At 36.8% G+C, this 19,394-nt stretch carries 20 protein-coding genes and 1 tRNA gene; 13 read left to right on the top strand and 8 right to left on the bottom strand.

What is annotated here, in order from left to right; translation table 11 throughout:
- Positions 1 to 48 precede the first annotated feature (48 nt).
- A complete protein-coding gene (locus LF20184_RS08270; protein WP_010020196.1) occupies positions 49 to 2,313 on the top strand; it encodes an ATP-binding cassette domain-containing protein in 2,265 nt (754 codons plus the stop codon).
- Positions 2,314 to 2,355: 42 nt separating this feature from the next.
- Here the strand turns inward: LF20184_RS08270 and LF20184_RS08265 are convergent, their stop codons facing one another.
- From LF20184_RS08265 to LF20184_RS08235, 7 genes are all read right to left on the bottom strand, one after another.
- Entirely contained in the window at positions 2,356 to 2,982 is a 627-nt protein-coding gene (locus LF20184_RS08265; RefSeq protein ID WP_010020195.1) for an NUDIX hydrolase N-terminal domain-containing protein, read from the bottom strand.
- Positions 2,983 to 3,043: 61 nt separating this feature from the next.
- Entirely contained in the window at positions 3,044 to 3,868 is an 825-nt protein-coding gene (locus LF20184_RS08260) for a helix-turn-helix domain-containing protein (protein WP_010020194.1), read from the bottom strand.
- 496 nt (positions 3,869 to 4,364) lie between these two features.
- Positions 4,365 to 5,102, bottom strand: coding sequence for an oxygen-insensitive NADPH nitroreductase (nfsA, locus tag LF20184_RS08255; RefSeq protein ID WP_010020193.1), 738 nt, complete (start codon positions 5,100 to 5,102; stop codon positions 4,365 to 4,367).
- 53 nt (positions 5,103 to 5,155) lie between these two features.
- Entirely contained in the window at positions 5,156 to 5,536 is a 381-nt protein-coding gene (locus tag LF20184_RS08250) for a PH domain-containing protein (protein ID WP_010020192.1), read from the bottom strand.
- 189 nt (positions 5,537 to 5,725) lie between these two features.
- Positions 5,726 to 5,798 (bottom strand) — tRNA-Glu (locus LF20184_RS08245).
- 56 nt (positions 5,799 to 5,854) lie between these two features.
- Positions 5,855 to 6,082 carry a hypothetical protein gene (locus LF20184_RS08240; RefSeq protein WP_010020191.1) on the bottom strand — a complete coding sequence of 76 codons (228 nt, stop codon included), beginning with the start codon at positions 6,080 to 6,082 and terminating at the stop codon, positions 5,855 to 5,857.
- Complete coding sequence (locus tag LF20184_RS08235) at positions 6,079 to 6,777, bottom strand: CPBP family intramembrane glutamic endopeptidase (protein WP_010020190.1); 699 nt, start codon at positions 6,775 to 6,777, stop codon at positions 6,079 to 6,081. Before LF20184_RS08235 ends, LF20184_RS08240 begins: the two co-directional genes overlap by 4 nt.
- A gap of 97 nt (positions 6,778 to 6,874) precedes the next feature.
- On the opposite strand from LF20184_RS08235, the gene LF20184_RS08230 reads away from it, so the two are divergent.
- The 3 genes from LF20184_RS08230 (at position 6,875) to LF20184_RS08220 (ending at position 11,516) form a co-directional block, all read left to right on the top strand.
- Positions 6,875 to 8,584, top strand: a complete 1,710-nt coding sequence (locus LF20184_RS08230; protein ID WP_010020189.1) for an ABC transporter ATP-binding protein — start codon at positions 6,875 to 6,877, stop codon at positions 8,582 to 8,584.
- A gap of 11 nt (positions 8,585 to 8,595) precedes the next feature.
- Positions 8,596 to 10,476, top strand: a complete 1,881-nt coding sequence (locus LF20184_RS08225) for an ABC transporter ATP-binding protein (RefSeq protein ID WP_010020186.1) — start codon at positions 8,596 to 8,598, stop codon at positions 10,474 to 10,476.
- 71 nt (positions 10,477 to 10,547) lie between these two features.
- The gene (locus LF20184_RS08220) at positions 10,548 to 11,516 is read left to right on the top strand and encodes a serine hydrolase domain-containing protein (RefSeq protein WP_010020185.1); all 969 of its coding nucleotides are present in this window, start codon (positions 10,548 to 10,550) and stop codon (positions 11,514 to 11,516) included.
- Between the two features lie 23 nt (positions 11,517 to 11,539).
- Here LF20184_RS08220 and LF20184_RS08215 read toward each other — a convergent pair whose 3' ends face one another.
- Positions 11,540 to 12,883 (bottom strand): Mur ligase family protein, encoded by a 1,344-nt coding sequence (locus LF20184_RS08215; protein ID WP_010020183.1) that lies wholly within the window; start codon positions 12,881 to 12,883, stop codon positions 11,540 to 11,542.
- Positions 12,884 to 13,036: 153 nt separating this feature from the next.
- On the opposite strand from LF20184_RS08215, the gene LF20184_RS08210 reads away from it, so the two are divergent.
- From LF20184_RS08210 to atpH, 9 genes are all read left to right on the top strand, one after another.
- Positions 13,037 to 13,618 (top strand): thymidine kinase, encoded by a 582-nt coding sequence (locus tag LF20184_RS08210; RefSeq protein ID WP_010020181.1) that lies wholly within the window; start codon positions 13,037 to 13,039, stop codon positions 13,616 to 13,618.
- Between the two features lie 20 nt (positions 13,619 to 13,638).
- Positions 13,639 to 14,736, top strand: a complete 1,098-nt coding sequence (gene prfA, locus LF20184_RS08205; protein WP_010020180.1) for a peptide chain release factor 1 — start codon at positions 13,639 to 13,641, stop codon at positions 14,734 to 14,736.
- The gene (prmC, locus tag LF20184_RS08200; RefSeq protein WP_081454117.1) at positions 14,681 to 15,562 is read left to right on the top strand and encodes a peptide chain release factor N(5)-glutamine methyltransferase; all 882 of its coding nucleotides are present in this window, start codon (positions 14,681 to 14,683) and stop codon (positions 15,560 to 15,562) included. The genes prfA and prmC overlap by 56 nt, the downstream gene beginning before the upstream one ends.
- A gap of 2 nt (positions 15,563 to 15,564) precedes the next feature.
- Positions 15,565 to 16,575, top strand: coding sequence for an L-threonylcarbamoyladenylate synthase (locus tag LF20184_RS08195; protein ID WP_010020178.1), 1,011 nt, complete (start codon positions 15,565 to 15,567; stop codon positions 16,573 to 16,575).
- Positions 16,576 to 16,586: 11 nt separating this feature from the next.
- Positions 16,587 to 17,216 (top strand): uracil phosphoribosyltransferase, encoded by a 630-nt coding sequence (gene upp, locus LF20184_RS08190; protein ID WP_010020177.1) that lies wholly within the window; start codon positions 16,587 to 16,589, stop codon positions 17,214 to 17,216.
- An 87-nt stretch (positions 17,217 to 17,303) separates the two neighbouring features.
- Positions 17,304 to 18,014 carry a F0F1 ATP synthase subunit A gene (gene atpB / locus LF20184_RS08185; RefSeq protein ID WP_010020176.1) on the top strand — a complete coding sequence of 237 codons (711 nt, stop codon included), beginning with the start codon at positions 17,304 to 17,306 and terminating at the stop codon, positions 18,012 to 18,014.
- Positions 18,015 to 18,037: 23 nt separating this feature from the next.
- Entirely contained in the window at positions 18,038 to 18,250 is a 213-nt protein-coding gene (gene atpE, locus LF20184_RS08180) for a F0F1 ATP synthase subunit C (protein ID WP_010020175.1), read from the top strand.
- 80 nt (positions 18,251 to 18,330) lie between these two features.
- Complete coding sequence (gene atpF / locus LF20184_RS08175) at positions 18,331 to 18,852, top strand: F0F1 ATP synthase subunit B (RefSeq protein WP_029606542.1); 522 nt, start codon at positions 18,331 to 18,333, stop codon at positions 18,850 to 18,852.
- Entirely contained in the window at positions 18,839 to 19,387 is a 549-nt protein-coding gene (gene atpH, locus LF20184_RS08170; RefSeq protein WP_010020173.1) for an ATP synthase F1 subunit delta, read from the top strand. Before atpF ends, atpH begins: the two co-directional genes overlap by 14 nt.
- Positions 19,388 to 19,394 lie beyond the last annotated feature (7 nt).

The raw sequence follows: 19,394 nt of genomic DNA, 5'->3' as shown, positions 1-19,394 counted from the left end.
CTGGAGTAAGATTAATAATGTAATGATATTTCAGAATAGGAGTTTTATATGACTGATATATTCCAAGATGGTGCCATCAGTATTCATGGCGCTAGAGAAAATAATCTAAAAAACGTTGATTTGGATATTCCTAAACATAAGATGACTGTTTTTGCTGGATTGTCAGGTTCGGGTAAATCCTCTTTAGTTTTTGATACTTTAGCAGCAGTTTCTCGACGGGAATTGAATGAGACTTTTCCGAGTTTTACGCAACAGTATTTACCTAAATATGGTCAACCACAGTTTGATAGTATCGAGCATTTGCCAGTAGCAATCGTGGTTGAGCAAAAACCAATTGGACGGAATTCTCGCTCAACTTTGGCAACTTATACGGGAATTTATTCGGTTTTACGACTGATGTTTTCACGAATCGGACAGCCTTGGGTAGGTTATTATGAATGGTTTTCGTTTAATCTGCCACAAGGAATGTGTCCTAATTGTCAGGGCTTAGGCTTTGTCGATGAGGTGGATGAGAGCCAATTGATTGACCCTAACAAATCTTTGAATGAAGGAGCAGTGACTTTTGTTGGCTTTCAGCCGGGGACGTGGCGTTGGAAAGAGTATGGCAACAGTGGTCTCTTTGACCTTGATAAAAAAATCAAAGATTATTCTAAAGATGAATATGAAATGTTTATGCATGCGCCAAAGCAAAAGTTGAAGAATCCTCCAAAAACTTGGGCTCGAACGGCTCAATACGAAGGATTAGTTCCACGGATGCTTCGTTCAGTGATCCACAGTGCTTCAGGTCGTCATCATCAAGCAGCACTGGAAAAAATCGTTACGAGAAAAACTTGTCCAGTATGTCACGGAACACGTTTGAATAGTAAAGCACTGACAGCCAAGATAGAAGGCAAAAACATTGCTGAAGTTGGTGAGATGGATTTAGTCAACGTGTTAAAGTTCTTGGATAGTATTACTGACTTCAAAGCTAAGACGATGGTCCGTGAATTGCGTAGTAAAGTTCAATCGTTAGTAAATATTGGACTGGGCTATCTTTCCTTGAATCGTGGAACTGATACTTTATCCGGCGGAGAAGCACAACGAATCAAAATTGCTAAATATTTGACTAGTTCTTTGTCAGATTTAGTTTATGTCTTAGATGAACCAAGTGTCGGGTTGCATCCACACGATATTCAATTGATCACTAAATCATTGGAAAAATTAAAGAATCAAGGAAATACGATCGTTCTAGTCGACCACAATCCGGCAATTATTTCGGCGGCTGACTATGTGGTAGAAATTGGACCTAAGGCTGGTAAAGCTGGCGGAGAAGTAACTTTTACCGGAACGTATTCTGAACTGTTGAAATCTAATACAATTACTGGAAAGATGCTACGAACTCCGATAAAATTTCGGCAACCTAGAAAAGTTAGTGATTGGATCAGTGTCCAAAATATTACCTCTCATAATTTGAATAAGGTCAGTGCTAGGATTCCTAAGGGTGTTTTGACAGTTGTGTCTGGACCGGCTGGGTCTGGGAAAAGTACCTTAGTTAATGCATTTAAACAACAGATGTCAGGGATGGATTACGTTGACCTTAGTCAAGATTCTGTCGGAGTAAATATTCGCTCAACTCCTGCGACGTATTTGAATATTTTGAATCCCTTGCGAAAACTTTTTGCCAATGCAAATAAAGTCTCGACGCAATTATTTAGTTATAATGGCAAAGGTGCTTGTCCACGTTGTAAAGGTAAAGGTGTGACAATAACAGAAATGGCTTTTATGGATCCGGTCGTTCAAACTTGTGAATTGTGCGGTGGTAAAAGATACAGTCAAGAAGCTTTGCAATACAAGTATCACGACAAAGATATCTCTGAAGTGATGAACATGTCGATTGATGACACTTTAGATTTCTTCAAAGATGTTCCTAATATTTTGAAAAAAGTCGATTTACTTGAAAAGGTCGGTCTGGGATACTTGAACCTGAGTCAATCAATGACTACTCTGTCTGGTGGGGAAGTGCAACGTGTCAAATTGGCGCTCGAACTAGACCACGAAGGCAGCGTATATTTCTTAGATGAACCAACGACGGGTTTACATTTGAATGACACGAAACGTTTGATTGATTTATTTGAAAAGCTTGTTGATAACGGCAACACTTTGATTGTGATTGAGCATAATTTATCGCTTATTTCTCAAGCTGATTGGTTAATAGATATGGGACCTGATGCTGGTAAATATGGTGGTAAAGTTTGTTTTGAAGGTACGCCAAAAGACAGTATGCAGCATTTGGAATCGCGAACTGGAGTGGCTTTAAAAAAATTAGTTAAATAAAAAATGTCCAACTGAAATTTTCAAAATCCAGTTGGACATTTTTTAGTCAAAATAAGTTTCCCAATTATCAGCCTTGTGACATGCAAAAGCCCGTTTGAAGTCATCCGGCATATTTCTAGCTAAGGATAAATTAAGTTTTAAAGCTTCTTCCAAGGTGAAATATTTAACGTCAGAAGTTTCTACGCCACTGTGAATATCGTCTTCAGTAGGGATGCATTCAAAGAATAGTTTGTACACATAGTTGAGGTTCTTCTTAGGATAGTGATTTTTTTGCATATCCTTGATAGCAATCATCCGTTTTGGCTTGACGGTAATGCCAGCTTCTTCAAAAGTTTCTTTGACAGCAATATCGGTAGCCGAATAACCAATATCGCCCCAACCACCAGGAATTGACCATTCGCCACTGCTTTTTTCACGAACGAGTAGTATCTTGTCGTCTTTAAAAGTTGCAGCTCGGACATCGACTTTCGGTGTAACGTAGCCAGTATCAGCATCGAAGAAAATATCTAATTGCTTTTGAGAAGAGTTCTTGACTAGCTTAGTGATTAATTGTTTTGAGACGTCTTCTAATTGATCATATCGTTCACGGTCGAAGACATCTTTACTGTAATGTTTACCAGTTTGTGCAATTGCTTGTAGTTTTTCGATTAGTAATTCAATATCATCCATTTTTTTACCGCCTTTAATTGGATTATATCATTAGAAGACTAATCTTTTGAAATCGATTTCATCAATTGGCTTCTTCGTAGAGTGGTTGATGAATGAAGGAATTAAAGAGGCTATAGCTTTTAATGGTCAAGCCGACATTCTCTTCTTTGACCATTTCGGCAATGTTAGCCATTAAATAGAGACTGTTGATCATCATAGAATGGGAATTATTGGAAAGGGCAAATTTAATCCCTTTTTCTAAAGTTTGAATGGCTAAGTCAAATTTGGAAATGTGAAAGTAAGATAGTGCAGCGATGTAAAAGAGAAGATTTAAATTTTCATCGTAAGTTGATTTCTCAAGATGTCGAAAGGCCAATTCGATTTGAGCAAAGGTGGAAGTTTTGAGCCCTTGTTGAGCATAAACATAAGCCAGAGTAATATTGCCCAATCTAGTTAGAGTCGTTTGCTTACGACCATTAGTTGAACAAGCCAAGGATAACTTGAGGTATTCTTTAGCTTTGTCAAAACCTCGATCAAGATGTAATGAACACAATGCCAAATAAAAGTAATAAGCTTGTGTCTGCTGGTCATTTTGCACCGTTTCTAAAACAGTTGGACGATTCAAAAAAGCCTGCAGTTGTCGGTAATTTCGACTGTGATAAAAACTGGCAGCTTTTTGATTGAAATACTTTTCGCGACAAATTTGAAAGCTTCCTACTAAGCAGAGATCATCGAAACCTACTGCTAATCGCTCACAAAGATTAATCAGTAGTTGTGTATTGGGAATATATTTGTTGTGTTCAATTTCTGAGAGAGTTGATTGTGAACAAATATCTTCGGAAATTTCGCTTTGAGATAATTGTTGCTGTTGTCGCGTTTCTCGCAAGATATCACCTAAATTATTCATATAATAAACACCCACTATTTATTTCTATGATTAGATAATATAGAAAGAGTGTATATTTTCTGTTCAATTAATGTAAAGTTGTGTAATTTTTTTGTAAATAATTTAAAAAAAGCTATTTCTTAACCTTGATGAGTGGAAGTATTACGTCCTCCATAGCGAAGAAAATTTGGCTGGAACAATGTGGGCACGACTTGGAGCCTTTGCTAAAACCAAAACCGGGCAAAGTCTTCAAGCTCGACCTTTCACTAGGCAATAAATTGCCAAGAGAAATTTCACATTTGAGCCAATTTTCTTCGCTATTTCGGACTTGATAGTGGTTTTATTTTTTATACCGAACAAATCAAAAACCTCTATTGGGAGTGTATTCTCCAAATAGAGGCTTTTTTTGACTTTGAATTATATGAAATAAACGATAAGAAACGTTATCTAGTCGGTGGAGACAGCTTTGTAATTAACTTAAGAAAGAACCTTATTAAAGGAAATAGCTTTTTGAAATCTAATGAAGTGAGAAACCTTGTTCCAATAAAAAGTCGGCAACGTCAGGACGATGAATGTGGTTGAAAATAGTTAAGTTCTTTTCAGTCCAAGTTGTATCTTGAGGATTGGTTTTTCGGTTGGAATAATAATCTTTTACTTCATTATCATAGGAAGATAAATTATTGAAAAGGTTATTATCGTAAGTATTTTTGGAAACTTGATTTATTTTTGGAAGCCTTGGCTTAGTTTGGTTGAGTACTTTAGGAACACCGATGGTCATTCCAAAGAGTGGGAAAGTGTACTTAGGAAGATTCAACAATTTAGCAACTTGTTTGATGTTGTTACGAATGCTTCCGATATAACAAATTCCTAAGCCCATTGATTCAGCAGCTACAGCCATATTTTGGGCGGCAATAGTGGTGTCAACTGTGGCAACGAGTAGCGATTCCATATTTTTAATGCTATCTAAACTTTGGTCGTGTTGTTTGAGCATAGTAGCTTGGCGATTAAGATCGGCTACAAATATGTAAAAAGTGTCAGCCTTTTTGACGTGTGGTGAACTGATAGTGATATCTGATAATTGATTACGCAAATCAGGATCAGTGATTTCGATGATTGAAAAAGCCTGGACGAATTCAGAAGTTGATCCACTTTGAGCAGCTTTAACTAATTCTTCTTTGGTGTTTTCACTAATAGTTTCATCTTTAAAATCCCGAATTGATACGTGTTTTATCAAGTTTTCAATAGTTTGATTCATTTTGTTCCCTCATTTTTTGAAAATAATTTTACCTGTTTTTGTATCATAACACTTTAAAGTAAAATTGCGGTCGCCAAAGCTTTTTGAATTGTAGTGATACTGTTGTCTTTTCGGAACTGAAGTACTTGGGCTGGTTCAACTGCTCCAGAGATCCAAATTTTTAATTCAGCGTCTAAATCGAAGTGACCAGTGGTTTCAACTGAAAAGCGGGAGATACTTTTATAAGGAAAAGTTTTGTAATCAACCTTTTTGCCTGTGACACCTTGTTTGTCGACAACGATTAATCGATGACTAGTGAAGACTACTAAGTCGCGAACTAGTCTAAAAGCTAAGTCCACCTCTTCATTTGGGATTAAAACATCCTTTAATTCTTTTTTGATAGCGTCTTGATCGACATTAGTTGCGTTACCGAGTAGTCCGTCTAGTAAACTCATAGTTTGTAGCCTCCTTAATGTTTGTTAATATAATTATTCACTAGGAGTAGGTGTGAAAGCAAATAAAAATTGACTAAGCTTTTGACTAAGCCAATATGTGAAAATTATCGATTGATAAATAAATTTAAAAATAAAAAAGCTGTCATATCAGGATTTTAACCTAATATAACAGCTGACGAAATTTCACAATCACCCGTATGGGAATCGAACCCATAACTCCACCTTGAGAGGGTGGCGTCTTAAACCATTTGACCAACGGGCAATTAAACAACATTCATAATTTTACCCGTAAATAGGTAAATCTGTCAATACGAATTATTATTTTTTATGATTATTCTCATCCTTTGTTTTAATAACTAGGACATAAACCATCATTCCAATCAAAATTATCGTATAAATAGCACTGACAAATCCTGCGTATTCCATGATGATCCAATCAGTTACACGTGCACTGGCTAATAATAGCATTGATAAAACACCAAACATAACAACTTTTCGTAATAAGTCTTGATAAATCTCGTTAAATTTTTTCTTGTTGTTTCTCATAGAAAAATAACCCCTGAAGCTACTGCTCCTGCCAAAATTGCTAGAAAATTATTTAGGAAGTGAACAGTTATATTAGCTTTAATGTTTTTAGTTCGATAATATACGCCAGCTAAAACGATTCCCAAAAGGATTTTTGACAGCGCATAGAACCAATCAGTATTGCTACTAAAGGGAGCGTGGACGTATCCAAAAATTACACCACTGACGATGACCGAAATTAAGGGATGATCGACGAAAAACCAATTCATGAAAATTCCGCGAAAAAGAATTTCTTCTAATATCGGTGCTACGAAAATAGTAAATATTATTAAAATAATCATGCTATTATTAGCAACTAATTGTAGTGCTTCAACGTTTTCGTTACTACTTCTCATGAATGGCAACGTTACAATATTAATTAAAAAGGTTAAGATAGTCGCGAGTATGATGATGAACCAAGTACTTTTGGTAAAGCTTAGAGTTGGGAATTTTTGAGCTTTTTTGAAGGTCCAGATGATGATAGTTGCGGCAATTATCAACAAAACCAAGGTTACTAAGGGAGCCATTTTAATGTAGGATGAGTATTTAGTACCAAGGTCTTTTTTTGTCAAAGTCAGAACACTTAACGGTAATTGTTCCATTAAAAACAGAGCTAAAAAGGCTATAATATGAAGTATGACTTTTATAGGATGATAAGTATTTTTTGTATTGTTCATTAAAATACCGCCTTTATCAGAATAATTATTAGAATTTTTTGATGATTAGTGCTTTAATACTATAATGCTATTAGTCAATTTTAAAGGGAGTGAATAAATGTTTAAGATTGCTAGAGGTCGGATTAATAACTGGCAAGTGCTTGGTGCGGTCATTTTTATGATTTTCCAAGTCATTGCAACGTTATATATTCCTAATCTTACATCAGACATTGTTAACAAGGGTGTAATTACTGGTGATACAGATTATATCATACGTACCGGTATTGAAATGGTTGTCGTTTCTTTGATAACAGCCATTGCTGCCTTCGGAAATGTTTTGATGGCTTCTCAAGCCTCACAAGGTTTGGGTCGGAAATTAAGATCTGATTTATTTAAGAAAATATTATATTTTACACACGATGAATTCGACAAGTTTGAAACGTCTTCACTGACGACTAGAACGACTAATGATGTTATTCAAATTCAAAATGTAATGATCATGATGTTGAGAATGATGATCATGGCGCCAATCATGTTAATCGGTGCTAGTTTCATGGCTTATCAAAAAAATGCTGAAATGACAAAGATCTTCTTGATTTCAATTCCAGTTTTGATTGTTATCGTGGGATTAGTCATGTTCTTTGCTGTGCCATTGTTTAAGGCTATGCAAAAGAAAACTGATCGTTTGAATTTGGTTTTTCGTGAAGGATTGACTGGGGTACGTGTTATTCGTGCTTTTAGACAAGATCAATTCGAACAAGACCGTTTTAAGGAAGCAAACGAAGATTATACTAACAATGCTGTCAAAGTATTTAGTATCGTTGCCGTTATGTTCCCAGTCGTTACATTGGTTATGAGTGGAACTAATGTTGGTATCACTTGGCTAGGGGCACATTATATTGCTAATCAATCAATGGAAATTGGTAATATGATTGCTTTCATGACTTATGCTATGCAAATTTTAATGAGTTTTATGATTCTTTCAATGGTATTCGTCTTCGTACCACGTGCTTCAGCTTCGGCTGCTCGTATTCAAGAAGTCTTTGAAACTAAGAGTAAGATCGACGTCGTTGCCAAACCCGCTAAGTTAAAGGATGAACCATCATTGAGCTTTAATGATGTTAACTTCAGATACCATGGTGCTGAAAGGCTAGCCTTGAATACTTTGAATTTCAAAGTTACTAAGGGTCAAACTTTAGCTATCATCGGTGGTACTGGTTCTGGTAAGAGTACTTTGATCAATTTGATTCCTAGATTTTACGATGCTGAAACTGGTGTGGTAAGTATCAACGGAACTGATGTCAAAGCTTTGAGTACTGAAGATATCAATAGCAAAGTTTCAATGGTTCCACAAAAGGCTATCCTTTTCAAAGGAACTATTCGTGAAAACATGGCTTATGGTAAAGAAAATGCGACTGATGATGAAATTTGGCACGCATTAGAGATTGCCCAAGCTGCTGACTTCGTTAAGGAATTAGACGGACAATTAGATGGTGAAGTTGAACAAGGTGGAGATAATTTCTCTGGTGGTCAAAAACAACGTCTAGCAATTGCTCGTGCTTTAGTTAAAGATGCTTCAATTTATGTCTTTGATGATTCCTTCTCAGCTCTTGATTTCAAGACTGATCTTAATTTAAGAACAGCTTTGAAGAATGATGCCAAAATCAGTCAAGCGGTTGTCGTTATCGTCGGTCAACGTATTTCAACAGTTGCTGATGCTGACCAAATCGTTGTCTTAGATAACGGTGATATGGTCGGATTAGGTACTCACCAAGAATTAAAAGAGAATAATGAGACTTATCAAGAAATCATTAAATCTCAATTATAGGAGGGTAAGTAATGGCTGAAAAGAAAAATGAATCACAATCACCCGCAGTTCATCATGGTCCCGGTCCTGGTCGTGGGCCTAATGTAGTTGTTAAGCCTAAGAACTTCTGGAAGACTACCGGTCGTTTGGCAAAATACATGTCAACTTATGTGGTCGGAATTATCGTTGTTTTGGCTTTGGCCATTGCTTCAGCTGTTTTCCAAATCAAGACCCCAAAGATTTTGGGTGAAGCTACTACCGAAATTTACAAAGGTTTAATGACTGGTGTAGCACAACAAAAAGCTGGTTTTAAGATCAATGGGTTGCCAATTAATTTTGACAAGATCGAACACATTATTTTCATTGTTATTATAATGTATCTGGCTTCAGCGTTGTTTAACTTTATTCAACAATTCGTTATGACAAGAATTTCTCAACGAACTGTTTACAAATTAAGACGTGATTTGAAAGGTAAGATGAGAAGATTACCAATCAACTACTACGATTCCCATTCTAATGGTGATATCATGTCTCGTGCCATCAACGATATGGATAATATTGCGGGTACATTGCAACAAAGTTTGACTCAATTAGTAACTAGTTCGGTTACCTTTGTTGGTATTATCTGGATGATGTTAACAATTAGTTGGAAGTTGACTTTGATTGCTTTAGCAACAGTTCCATTGAGTTTGATCGTGGTTGGAATCATTGCTCCACAATCACAAAAATTCTTTAAACGTCAACAGAATTCATTGGGACTTTTGAACAACCAAGTTGAAGAGAATTATTCTGGACACGTTGTTGTTAAGAGTTTTAATCACGAACAAGAATCGATCGATGAATTTGAAAAAGAAAATACTAAATTGTACAAAGCCTCATGGAAAGCTCAATTGATCTCTGGTATCGTTATGCCAATGATGAACTTTTTGAATAACTTAGGTTATGTTTTCGTTGCTATGTATGGTGGTATTCAAGTTGCTAATGGTGGGATTGCCCTTGGTGATATTCAAGCCTTCTTGCAATATATGAACCAATTTTCACAACCAATTGCCCAACTGGCCAACTTGACTAATACGATTCAAGCTACGATTGCTTCAGCTGAACGTGTCTTTGAAATTTTGGACGAACCAGAAATGGAAGATACGTTGGTCGATGTGCCTGATGTTGAAACTGACGATAAAGTTACTTTGGACCACGTCAAATTTGGTTATGAAGGTAGTCCAATTCTTTTGAAAGACTACAATCTTGAGGTTAAACCAGGTGAGATGGTTGCTATCGTTGGACCTACTGGTGCTGGTAAGACTACTATTATCAACTTGCTAGAGCGTTTCTACGATGTTAGTGGCGGTTCGATCAAGTTGGATGGTAAAGATATCCGCAACATGACTCGTGAACAAGTTAGAAGTCATTACGCAATGGTTCTTCAAGATACTTGGCTCTTTACTGGTAGTATTTATGACAACTTGAAGTACAGTCGTGAAGATGCTACGAAAGAAGAAATTATTGAAGCTGCTAAAGCTGCCCATGTGGATAACTTTGTTCGTCAATTGCCACAAGGTTATGACACTGTTTTGAATGAAGAGGCTTCGAATATTTCTCAAGGTCAAAGACAATTGATTACTATTGCCCGTGCCTTTGTTGCCGACCCCGAGATTTTGATTTTGGATGAAGCTACTAGTTCAGTTGATACGAGAACTGAATTGCACATTCAACATGCGATGGAACGTTTGTTGAAGAATCGGACGAGTTTTGTTGTTGCTCACCGACTTTCAACTATTCAAGATGCTGATAAGATTATCGTGATGAATCATGGTTCGATCGTTGAAACTGGTAATCATGAAGAACTTATGGCTAAAAACGGTTTTTATGCAGATCTTTACAATTCACAATTTGCCGGAAATGTCGCAATGTAAAAGTATAAGCTTTATAATTAGGACGTGTTTTTATAGCACGTTCTTTTTTTATTTTCAGAGGAGAGGCAACTATGGCAAATTTTGAAGAAACCAAAGCACAAATTATTGATTTAGTTAATAAACAAGTCGTTCCAGGAGTTAGTTTTGGCTTCATAAACTCCTCTCAGACGAATAAATATATTTATGGTGATAAGGAATGGTGCCCGCAAAGAAAACCCCTTAGAGGCACAGAATTGCACGATTTAGCCTCTTTAACGAAGATCATGGGAACAATTCCGTTGATTATTAAATTAATAAATGAAAAAAAGATTAGTTTGCATGATCCAATTAAAAAATATTTACCAGATTTTTCGGACGAGCGAGTTGAACTATTTCACTTGTTGACGCATACTTCGGGAATTCATGGCTATATTCCTGATCGTGATTCTTTAGATAGCGACCAGTTGATTAAAGCTTTGATTAAATTGCCGGTGACTGACACTTTCAATAAAAAGGTCGTTTACACTGATACCGGCTTGATTTTTTTAGGCTTAGTGATTGAGCAAATTTATCAAATGCCAGTTCAAAATGCGATTATGAAATACATTGTTGAACCAGAAGGATTAAAAGATGCTACATTTGAACCTGACCCAGAGAACTGCGTTCCAACATACGAAGTCAACAATCAGATGCTTTGTGGCGTACCTAACGACCCTAAAGCTCGTCAACTAGGTAAACGTTGCGGTTCTGCTGGAATGTTTGCCAGTTTGGATGATGTATTGAAATTTGCACAGGATATGCTATTGCCAGATAAGAAATTCTTGTATCACAATTTTACGGAGTTAAATCCAGGACGTTCGTTGGGATGGGATGTTAAGCCTGATGGATTTGGGCATGTCTTGTTCCACACTGGTTATACGGGACATTTCATTGCTTTAGATTATCAACATCAAAATGCAATGGTCGTTTTGACAAATCGAGTTCATCCAATTGAGCACAATCAGATTTTCTTAGAACGTCGCGAAACGATTTTGGATTCGTTTTTAAAAGAGAGTAAATAAAAAAAGCAGCCGTTTGGCTGCTTTTATTTTTGCTTGATGTATCCTTTTTCCATTAAATTCTTACGTAAACTGAGCATAGCTGTATAAGTTGCTAGGACGTAAATTTTGTCCGTTGGGATGTTTGGTATTTCTTTAACGAAGTCTTCAATTTCAACGGTTTCTTTATTTTTTTTCATATCCAAACCGGCAATCTTGAAACGATAAGTAACATCTTTGACACGCTTGCCACCAGTAATAACTAATGGCAACTTATCGTAGTCAAAGTCTTCGAAGTTAGCGTCCCAGATCCAACTAGTATCGATACCGTCAGCGTAGTTAGCATTCAATAAGAAGGCCAACGTATAAGGATCTTTGTCACTGAGAACAGTCTCGATAACTTGGTTTAGACCAACAGGATTTTTAACTAAGATGATATTGACGTCTTTGCCATCAACGTTAATAGTTTCTTGACGTCCAAAGACTTTTTCATCGTAAGCAAAGGCTTTTTGCATTTGTTCAACGCTGATACCCATTTCTGAAGCTACTGCGTAGGCAGCCAAGGCGTTGTAGACGTTGTACTTTCCACCGATATTCATCGTGAATTTATTGCCATCAATTTCAAATTCTGTCTTGTTAGGGAGCAAAGTTGAGATGCCAGTAACTTGATATTTCAATTCGTGACGCTTGAAACCACAGTTAGGACAGAAGTAACTACCAAGGTTAGCGTAAGAAATCATGTGGTAATGAATGATGTGGTTACATTTAGGACACAAGACACCATCAGTATTAGTTGGTGCTTTGAAGTCTTCATTTTCATGCCCCTTGTCGCTGAAACCGTAGTAGATGAACTTGTTAGGTAAGTCTTTAGAAGAGAAGATAGAGGCGTCACCATTAGCGATAACTGTAGCATCTGGTGCCATTTTGATACCATCGACGATTTTTTGATAAGTAGTGTAAATTTCGCCGTAACGGTCCATTTGGTCACGGAAAATGTTAGTTAAAACGAAATATTTTGGTTTGATATATTTACAAATGATAGGGACGTTAGCTTCGTCGACTTCCAAAACTGCCAAAGGTTTCTTGCTAGTTTTGTGGTGAGTAACGAAACTAGTAACGATTCCTTGGATCATGTTGGAGCCAGTTGGATTAGTCAAGACGTCGTTATATTTTTGAATCAACATCTTATTGATCAAAGAAGTTGTCAAAGTTTTCCCGTTTGTACCTGTGACGACAATCAAATCGTAGTCCTTACCAAGACTTTTCAAAATATCTGGATCAATTTTATAAGCAATTTTTCCGGGATATGAAGAACCACCGTTAAAAAATTTGCTCAAAATAAAATATGATGTTTTACCTGTAATTGTTGCTATACTTGATTTAAATGTCATTAATAAAAACCCCAAATTGAATTAATTAAAAATATATTATCATACCTGAACTATATTTTATCCGTTTTTGATTGAAAATGGGAAATCTTTGCTGTGTTCAAGAGCCATTTTTTTCGTTATAATCTTGAAGGACATATTTTTGGAGGCGTAAATTTGGCTCAATTATTTTTTAAATATGGTGCTATGAATAGTGGAAAATCGATTGAGATTTTGAAGGTAGCCCATAACTACGAAGAACAAGGTAAATCAGTTATCTTAATGACTAGTATTTTGGACACTCGCTCAGGACATGGAAAAATCGTAAGTCGCATGGGATTAAATCGTGATGCAATTGCTTTAAAAGACGATTCAAACGTTTTTGAAATTGTTAAAGAAAAAAATCCTAACGCAGCTTGTGTATTGATCGATGAATGTGAGTTTATGACTAAGGACCAAGTCTTACAAGCAACTCAAGTCGTCGATGACTTAGGGATTCCAGTTATGACATTTGGTTTAAAGAATGATTTTAAGAACGAATTATTCGAAGGAACGAAATATCTTCTTTTGTATGCAGATAAGTTGGAAGAAATGAAGACAATTTGCTGGTTCTGTACAAAAAAAGCTACAATGAATATGCGTATGGCTAATGGTAAACCAGTTTATGATGGCGAACAGATTTCAATTGGTGGTAATGAAATGTACTATCCAGTTTGCCGTCGTCACTATAACCATCCTCCAATGCTTGATGAAAACTAATATAAGAAAGGATAGTTGAGTTGGATAAAATATTTGAACAACTAGAAACATTGCTTGAAAGATATCAAGAACTTCAAGAATTAATGAGTGATCCTGAAGTTATCAACGATACAAAGCGTTATATGGCTTACTCAAAAGAAGAAGCTGACATGCGTGAAGTTGTCGCTGCTTTCAAGCACTACAAAGAATTGAAACAAAGTATCAGTGACAGTGACGAGATTCTTCGTGAAACTGATGATCCAGAAATGGAAGCAATGGCAAAAGATGAATTAGAAAGTTCCAAGAAAGAAATTGATGAAGTTGAACATCAAATTACTTTGTTGATGCTTCCTAAAGATCCTAATGATGATAAGAATATTATCATGGAAATTCGTGGTGCCGCTGGTGGTGACGAAGCTAGTTTGTTTGCAGCTGATTTATTGACTATGTACAGTAAATACGCTGAAAAACAAGGCTGGAACTTTGACATCATTGATGAAACTGACACTGAAGTCGGTGGCTACAAGGATGTTGCCGTAATGATCACCGGAACGAAAGTTTACTCAAAGCTTAAGTTTGAAAATGGTGCTCACCGTGTACAACGTATTCCTTCAACTGAATCACAAGGCCGTGTTCACACATCAACTGCTACTGTAGCGGTTATGCCTGAATACGACGAAGTAGATATTGATATTGATCCAAAAGACATTAGAACCGATGTTTATCGTTCATCTGGTGCCGGTGGTCAGCATATCAATAAAACTTCATCTGCCGTCCGTATGACTCACTTGCCAACAGGTATCGTTGTTGCTATGCAAGATCAACGTTCACAACAACAAAACCGTCAAAAAGCAATGCAAATTTTGAAGTCTCGTGTTTATGATTACTATGAATCACAAAATCAAAGTGAATACGATGAACAACGTAAATCTGCTGTTGGTACTGGTGACCGTTCTGAACGTATTAGAACCTACAATTATCCACAAAACCGTGTTACCGATCACCGAATCGGTCTATCTTTGAATAAACTTGACCGTATTATGAATGGTGAACTAGAAGAAATAATTGATGCCTTGATCGTTCATGACCAAGCTCAAAAGTTGGAGCAAATTCAAAGTGGAGAAGCTAAGCTATTCTAACGCCCTGAAAAGGGCTTTTTCTATGTTAAAGAGCCAAAATAAGTTTCCAGAAGATGCACAATACTTAATGGAAGAATTAAGTGGCTTTAACTATACCCAATTGCAGCTGCACCGAAATGAAGAAGTGCCAAATGACATTATGCATAAATTTCGTGACGGTTTATTGCGACTAGGGATGGATGAACCTGTGCAATACATTCTGGGATACGCATATTTTATGAATCGTAATTTTTCTGTTAATGAGAATGTATTGATTCCAAGAAATGATACCGAAGAAATGGTCCAACAAATTATCGATGACCACCCAAAGAAGAACTTATCGATTTGTGATATTGGAACAGGTTCTGGGATTATTGCGATAACTTTAGGAATTGAATTTCCTGAGGACGATATTTTGGCGACTGATATTTCAAAAGAAGCTCTACAAGTGGCACAATTGAATGCCGATAACTACCAGACGAACAACGTTTTTTTCAAGCAGAGCGACCTGTTCAAAAAGATTGATCCGCAAAAATTTGACGTTGTCGTGTCTAATCCTCCATACATTGCTGAAGACGAGAAAAAAGATATGGATCAAAGCGTTATTAAATTTGAACCGGATTTGGCTTTATATGGAAAGGATAATGGGTTAGAATTCTATGAGAATATTACGCAACAGATCGATAATTATCTTTCTGATGATGGTATTTTGTACATGGAATTCGGTTTTCGACAAAAAAACGCAATAAAAGCGATTTTTCGTGATAATTTACCTAATTATGTTGTAGAATTTCATAAAGATATAAGTGGGAATTACCGATATCTAAAAGCTAAAAAGGAGATGTAGTATTGGAAACTGAGATACTAGAGAATACACAGATTCAAGAAGCTGCAGATTTCCTAGCTAAAGGACAATTAGTTGCCTTTCCAACTGAAACTGTCTATGGCCTAGGTGCTGACGCGACAAGACCTGATGTAGTCAAAGATGTCTATGCTGCTAAAGGACGTCCAAGCGACAATCCTTTGATCGTCCACGTTGCTAGTCCTGAAATGGTCTGGGAATATGCCGACAACAGCTACAAACCTTTGGCCCAAAAGCTAATGAAGGCTTTTTGGCCAGGTCCGTTGACAATCATTATGCCAATACAACCTGGAAAACTTTCTAAGGCAGTTACAGGGGGACTGACGACTGCTGCTTTTAGAATGCCTAACAACTTGGCAACTTTGAATCTTATTAAGACTTTTGGCAAACCAATTGTTGGCCCATCCGCCAATACAAGTGGCAAGCCTAGTCCAACTTTAGCAAAACATGTTTACCACGATTTACATGGTAAGATTGCAGCTATTTTGGATGATGGTCCTACTAAACTGGGAGTGGAATCGACCGTGATCGACTTATCTGTTGATATACCTACGATTTTACGTCCAGGAATGATTGACTCTGATGATTTATTAAAAGTCATCGACAATGTCAATTCGGATCACCATAAAGTAACTGCAACAGAAGTTCCAAAGGCACCAGGGATGAAGTACAAGCACTATGCACCAAGCGCTCAAGTCATTATTGTTGATGACGTCAACGATTTTCCAAAAGCGATTGCTGAATACAGTCAAAAAGATGCTTCATTAGGAGTTTTGGCCACCGATGCAATTCTGAAAGAAGTACCTAAAAACATCACTACTTATTCTTTGGGTGATGACGTTTATAGCGCTTCCAAAGAATTATTTGCAGGATTGCGTCAGTTGGATGTTGACCATATGGATTACATCTTGGCTCAAGGATTTTCTGATGAAGGTCACGGCGCTGCATACAGCAACCGTTTGAATAAATCAGCAGGCAATGCACATTACAAAAACTAAGGAGATTTAAAATGTCTAAATTTACAGTATTGAACCACCCATTGATCCAACACAAACTTACAATTATCCGTAACAAGCACACAGGTACAAAGGTATTCCGTGAAGTTGCCAATGAAATTGGTGAATTAATGGTTTATGAAATTACTCGTGACTTGCCACTAAAGGATGTTGAAGTTGAAACACCAATGGGCAAATCTACACAAAAGGTGCTTGCCGGTAAGAAATTAGCAGTTATTCCTATTTTGCGTGCTGGTTTAGGAATGGTTGACGGAGTACTAGAATTGATCCCAGCTGCCAAGGTTGGTCACATTGGTATGTACCGTGATGAAAAAACATTGAAACCACATGAATATTTTGTAAAGCTACCTAGCGATATCGACCAACGTGAATTGTTCATCGTTGATCCAATGCTTGCTACTGGTGGTTCTGCAAATATGGCCATCGACGCTTTGAAGAAACGTGGTGCTAAGCACATGCGTTTAGTAGTCCTAGTTGCTGCCCCAGAAGGTGTTAAGGCAGTTCAAGACGAACATCCAGACGTTGATATCTATGCTGCTTCACTAGATGAGAAGATTACAGACAGTGGTTATATTTTCCCAGGTTTAGGCGATGCCGGAGACAGATTATTTGGGACAAAATAAGAATTTCATTGTTTGAATATATAAAATTTAGTGTTATTATTTTGTGGTATCAATTGTTTTCAATAAGCGAAGAAAGGAGGGTTATTATTGGATGATAAGTATAAGTTTATTGATTTCTTAGGCTTAAGATTCAATGTTGCAAATGACTTGTCAGTGCTTGTCTCTGCAGTCCTTGTTTTCATTTTGGTGTTTGCATTATCTCGTAAAGTCACAATGAGACCAGGTAAAGCACAGAATGTACTTGAATGGATGATTGATTTTACTAATGGTATTGTAAAATCGGCAATGCCAGATGGTTCAGGTAAACAGTTCAATCTTTACGCGTTTGTATTATTCCTATTTATTTTCGTTTCTAACCAATTAGGATTATTCTTCCAACTAAAGATTGGCGGTTTCACATATGTTAAGTCACCAACATCTAATCCTTTGATTACAATGGGACTTGCGACGGTTTCATTGTTACTTTCACACTATTATGCTGTGAAAAAGTTCGGATTTGGTGGTTATTTATCCAATTATGCGAGACCGGTAAAGTTTTTACTACCAATTAACCTTCTGGAAGAATTTACCAACTTCCTAACATTGTCACTACGTCTTTACGGTAATATTTTTGCCGGTGAAGTACTTCTTGCACTTATTGGAACTGTTGCAAAGAGTCTTGGCGCTGTGACATTTATTGGCGCAATGCCATTAGCCATGATTTGGCAAGGCTTTTCTGTATTTATTGGAGCCATCCAAGCGTACGTATTTACCACATTGTCTATGGTTTATATTTCACGTAAAATGGAACAAGAATAACATTTATTGGAGGATTTTTAATTATGAAGGATATTGCGGCAGCTCTTGCAGCTGGTATCGCTGCTCTTGGAGCATCAATCGGTAACGGACTTGTTATTTCAAAAACTCTTGAAGGTATGGCTCGTCAACCAGAAGTAGCTGATAAATTAAGAGGAACAATGTTCATTGGTGTTGGTCTTATCGAAGCTGTTCCTATCATTGCCATTGCTATTGCGTTCGTTATTCTTTTCGTTTAATACATACGATTTTAAACTTGGCGATGTCTAAAGATAATCGCCTTTTAATGCTATGTATTTTAGAAAGGAAGGAGTGAAGAATATTGGCAGGTTTATTAGTTCTCGGAGCTGGTCAAGTAGCTTTGGGTGACATGCTTTTCATTCTTATTTCTTTCATCATTTTGGCACTCTTAGTAAAACATTTTGCTTGGGGTCCTGTTACAAAGATGATGGATGCCAGATCTGAAAAGATCACTGGCGATCTTGATTATGCGGATCAGGAACGCACACGTGCTAAAAAGTTGGCTGAAGAACGTGAAGGAGCTCTTAAAAACTCACGTGCAGAAGCAGTTGAAATTGTTAATAAAGCAAAGGAAAGCGGTGAGACTCAAAAGAAGTCTATCGTATCCGATGCTCATAGCGAAGCTGAAGAATTAAGACAAAGAGCTAAATCTGATGCAGCAAAAGCTAAACAAGATGCGTTGTCAGATGCTCAAAATGACATTGCAAACTTGTCTTTGGAAATTGCTTCAAAAGTTATTTCTAAAGAGCTTAATGCAGACGATCAAAAGTCACTAATCGACTCTTATATTAAGGAGTTGACGGTAAATGAAACTAAGTAAATATCAAGTGGGAAAGCGATACAGTAAGGCACTTTTTGAAGTAGCTGAAGAACAAAATTCCATAGAAGAAATACTTGAAGACTTGAAGTCTTTAAAAAAGGTCTATGAAGAAAATCCTAGCTTGAGCTTTGCTCTTGCGGGACGTTCTATTTCTCGCACTGAAAAAATCAAAATTTTGGATACATTGAAGAGCCAATTTGGTGAATTGATGCAAGATTTCTTAGGATTAGTTTTTGACAACGGCCGTATGGACTGTGTGACAGATATTGCTGATGCATTTATTGAAAAATATGATGCAGTAAACGGTATTGTTGAAGCAACAGTTAAAACAGCGGTCGATTTGGATGAAGCACAAATCAGTCATCTTGAATCCGTAATTAAAGAGAGATTTTCAGTAAATAAAGTAAATTTAACGAAAATAGTTGATCCTACTATCATCGGTGGCGTTATAATCCGTGTTGGAGATCAAGTTATCGATGGTAGTGTTGTTAAGAGATTTAATGACATCAAGAAGACGCTATTGGTTAATAATTAAGTCGAGG

This window comes from Companilactobacillus farciminis KCTC 3681 = DSM 20184 (assembly GCF_002706745.1).
GTDB classification, from domain to species: Bacteria; Bacillota; Bacilli; order Lactobacillales; family Lactobacillaceae; genus Companilactobacillus; species Companilactobacillus farciminis.
Note: the sequence above shows the minus strand (reverse complement) of the source record. Positions and strands in the feature narration are given on the sequence as shown.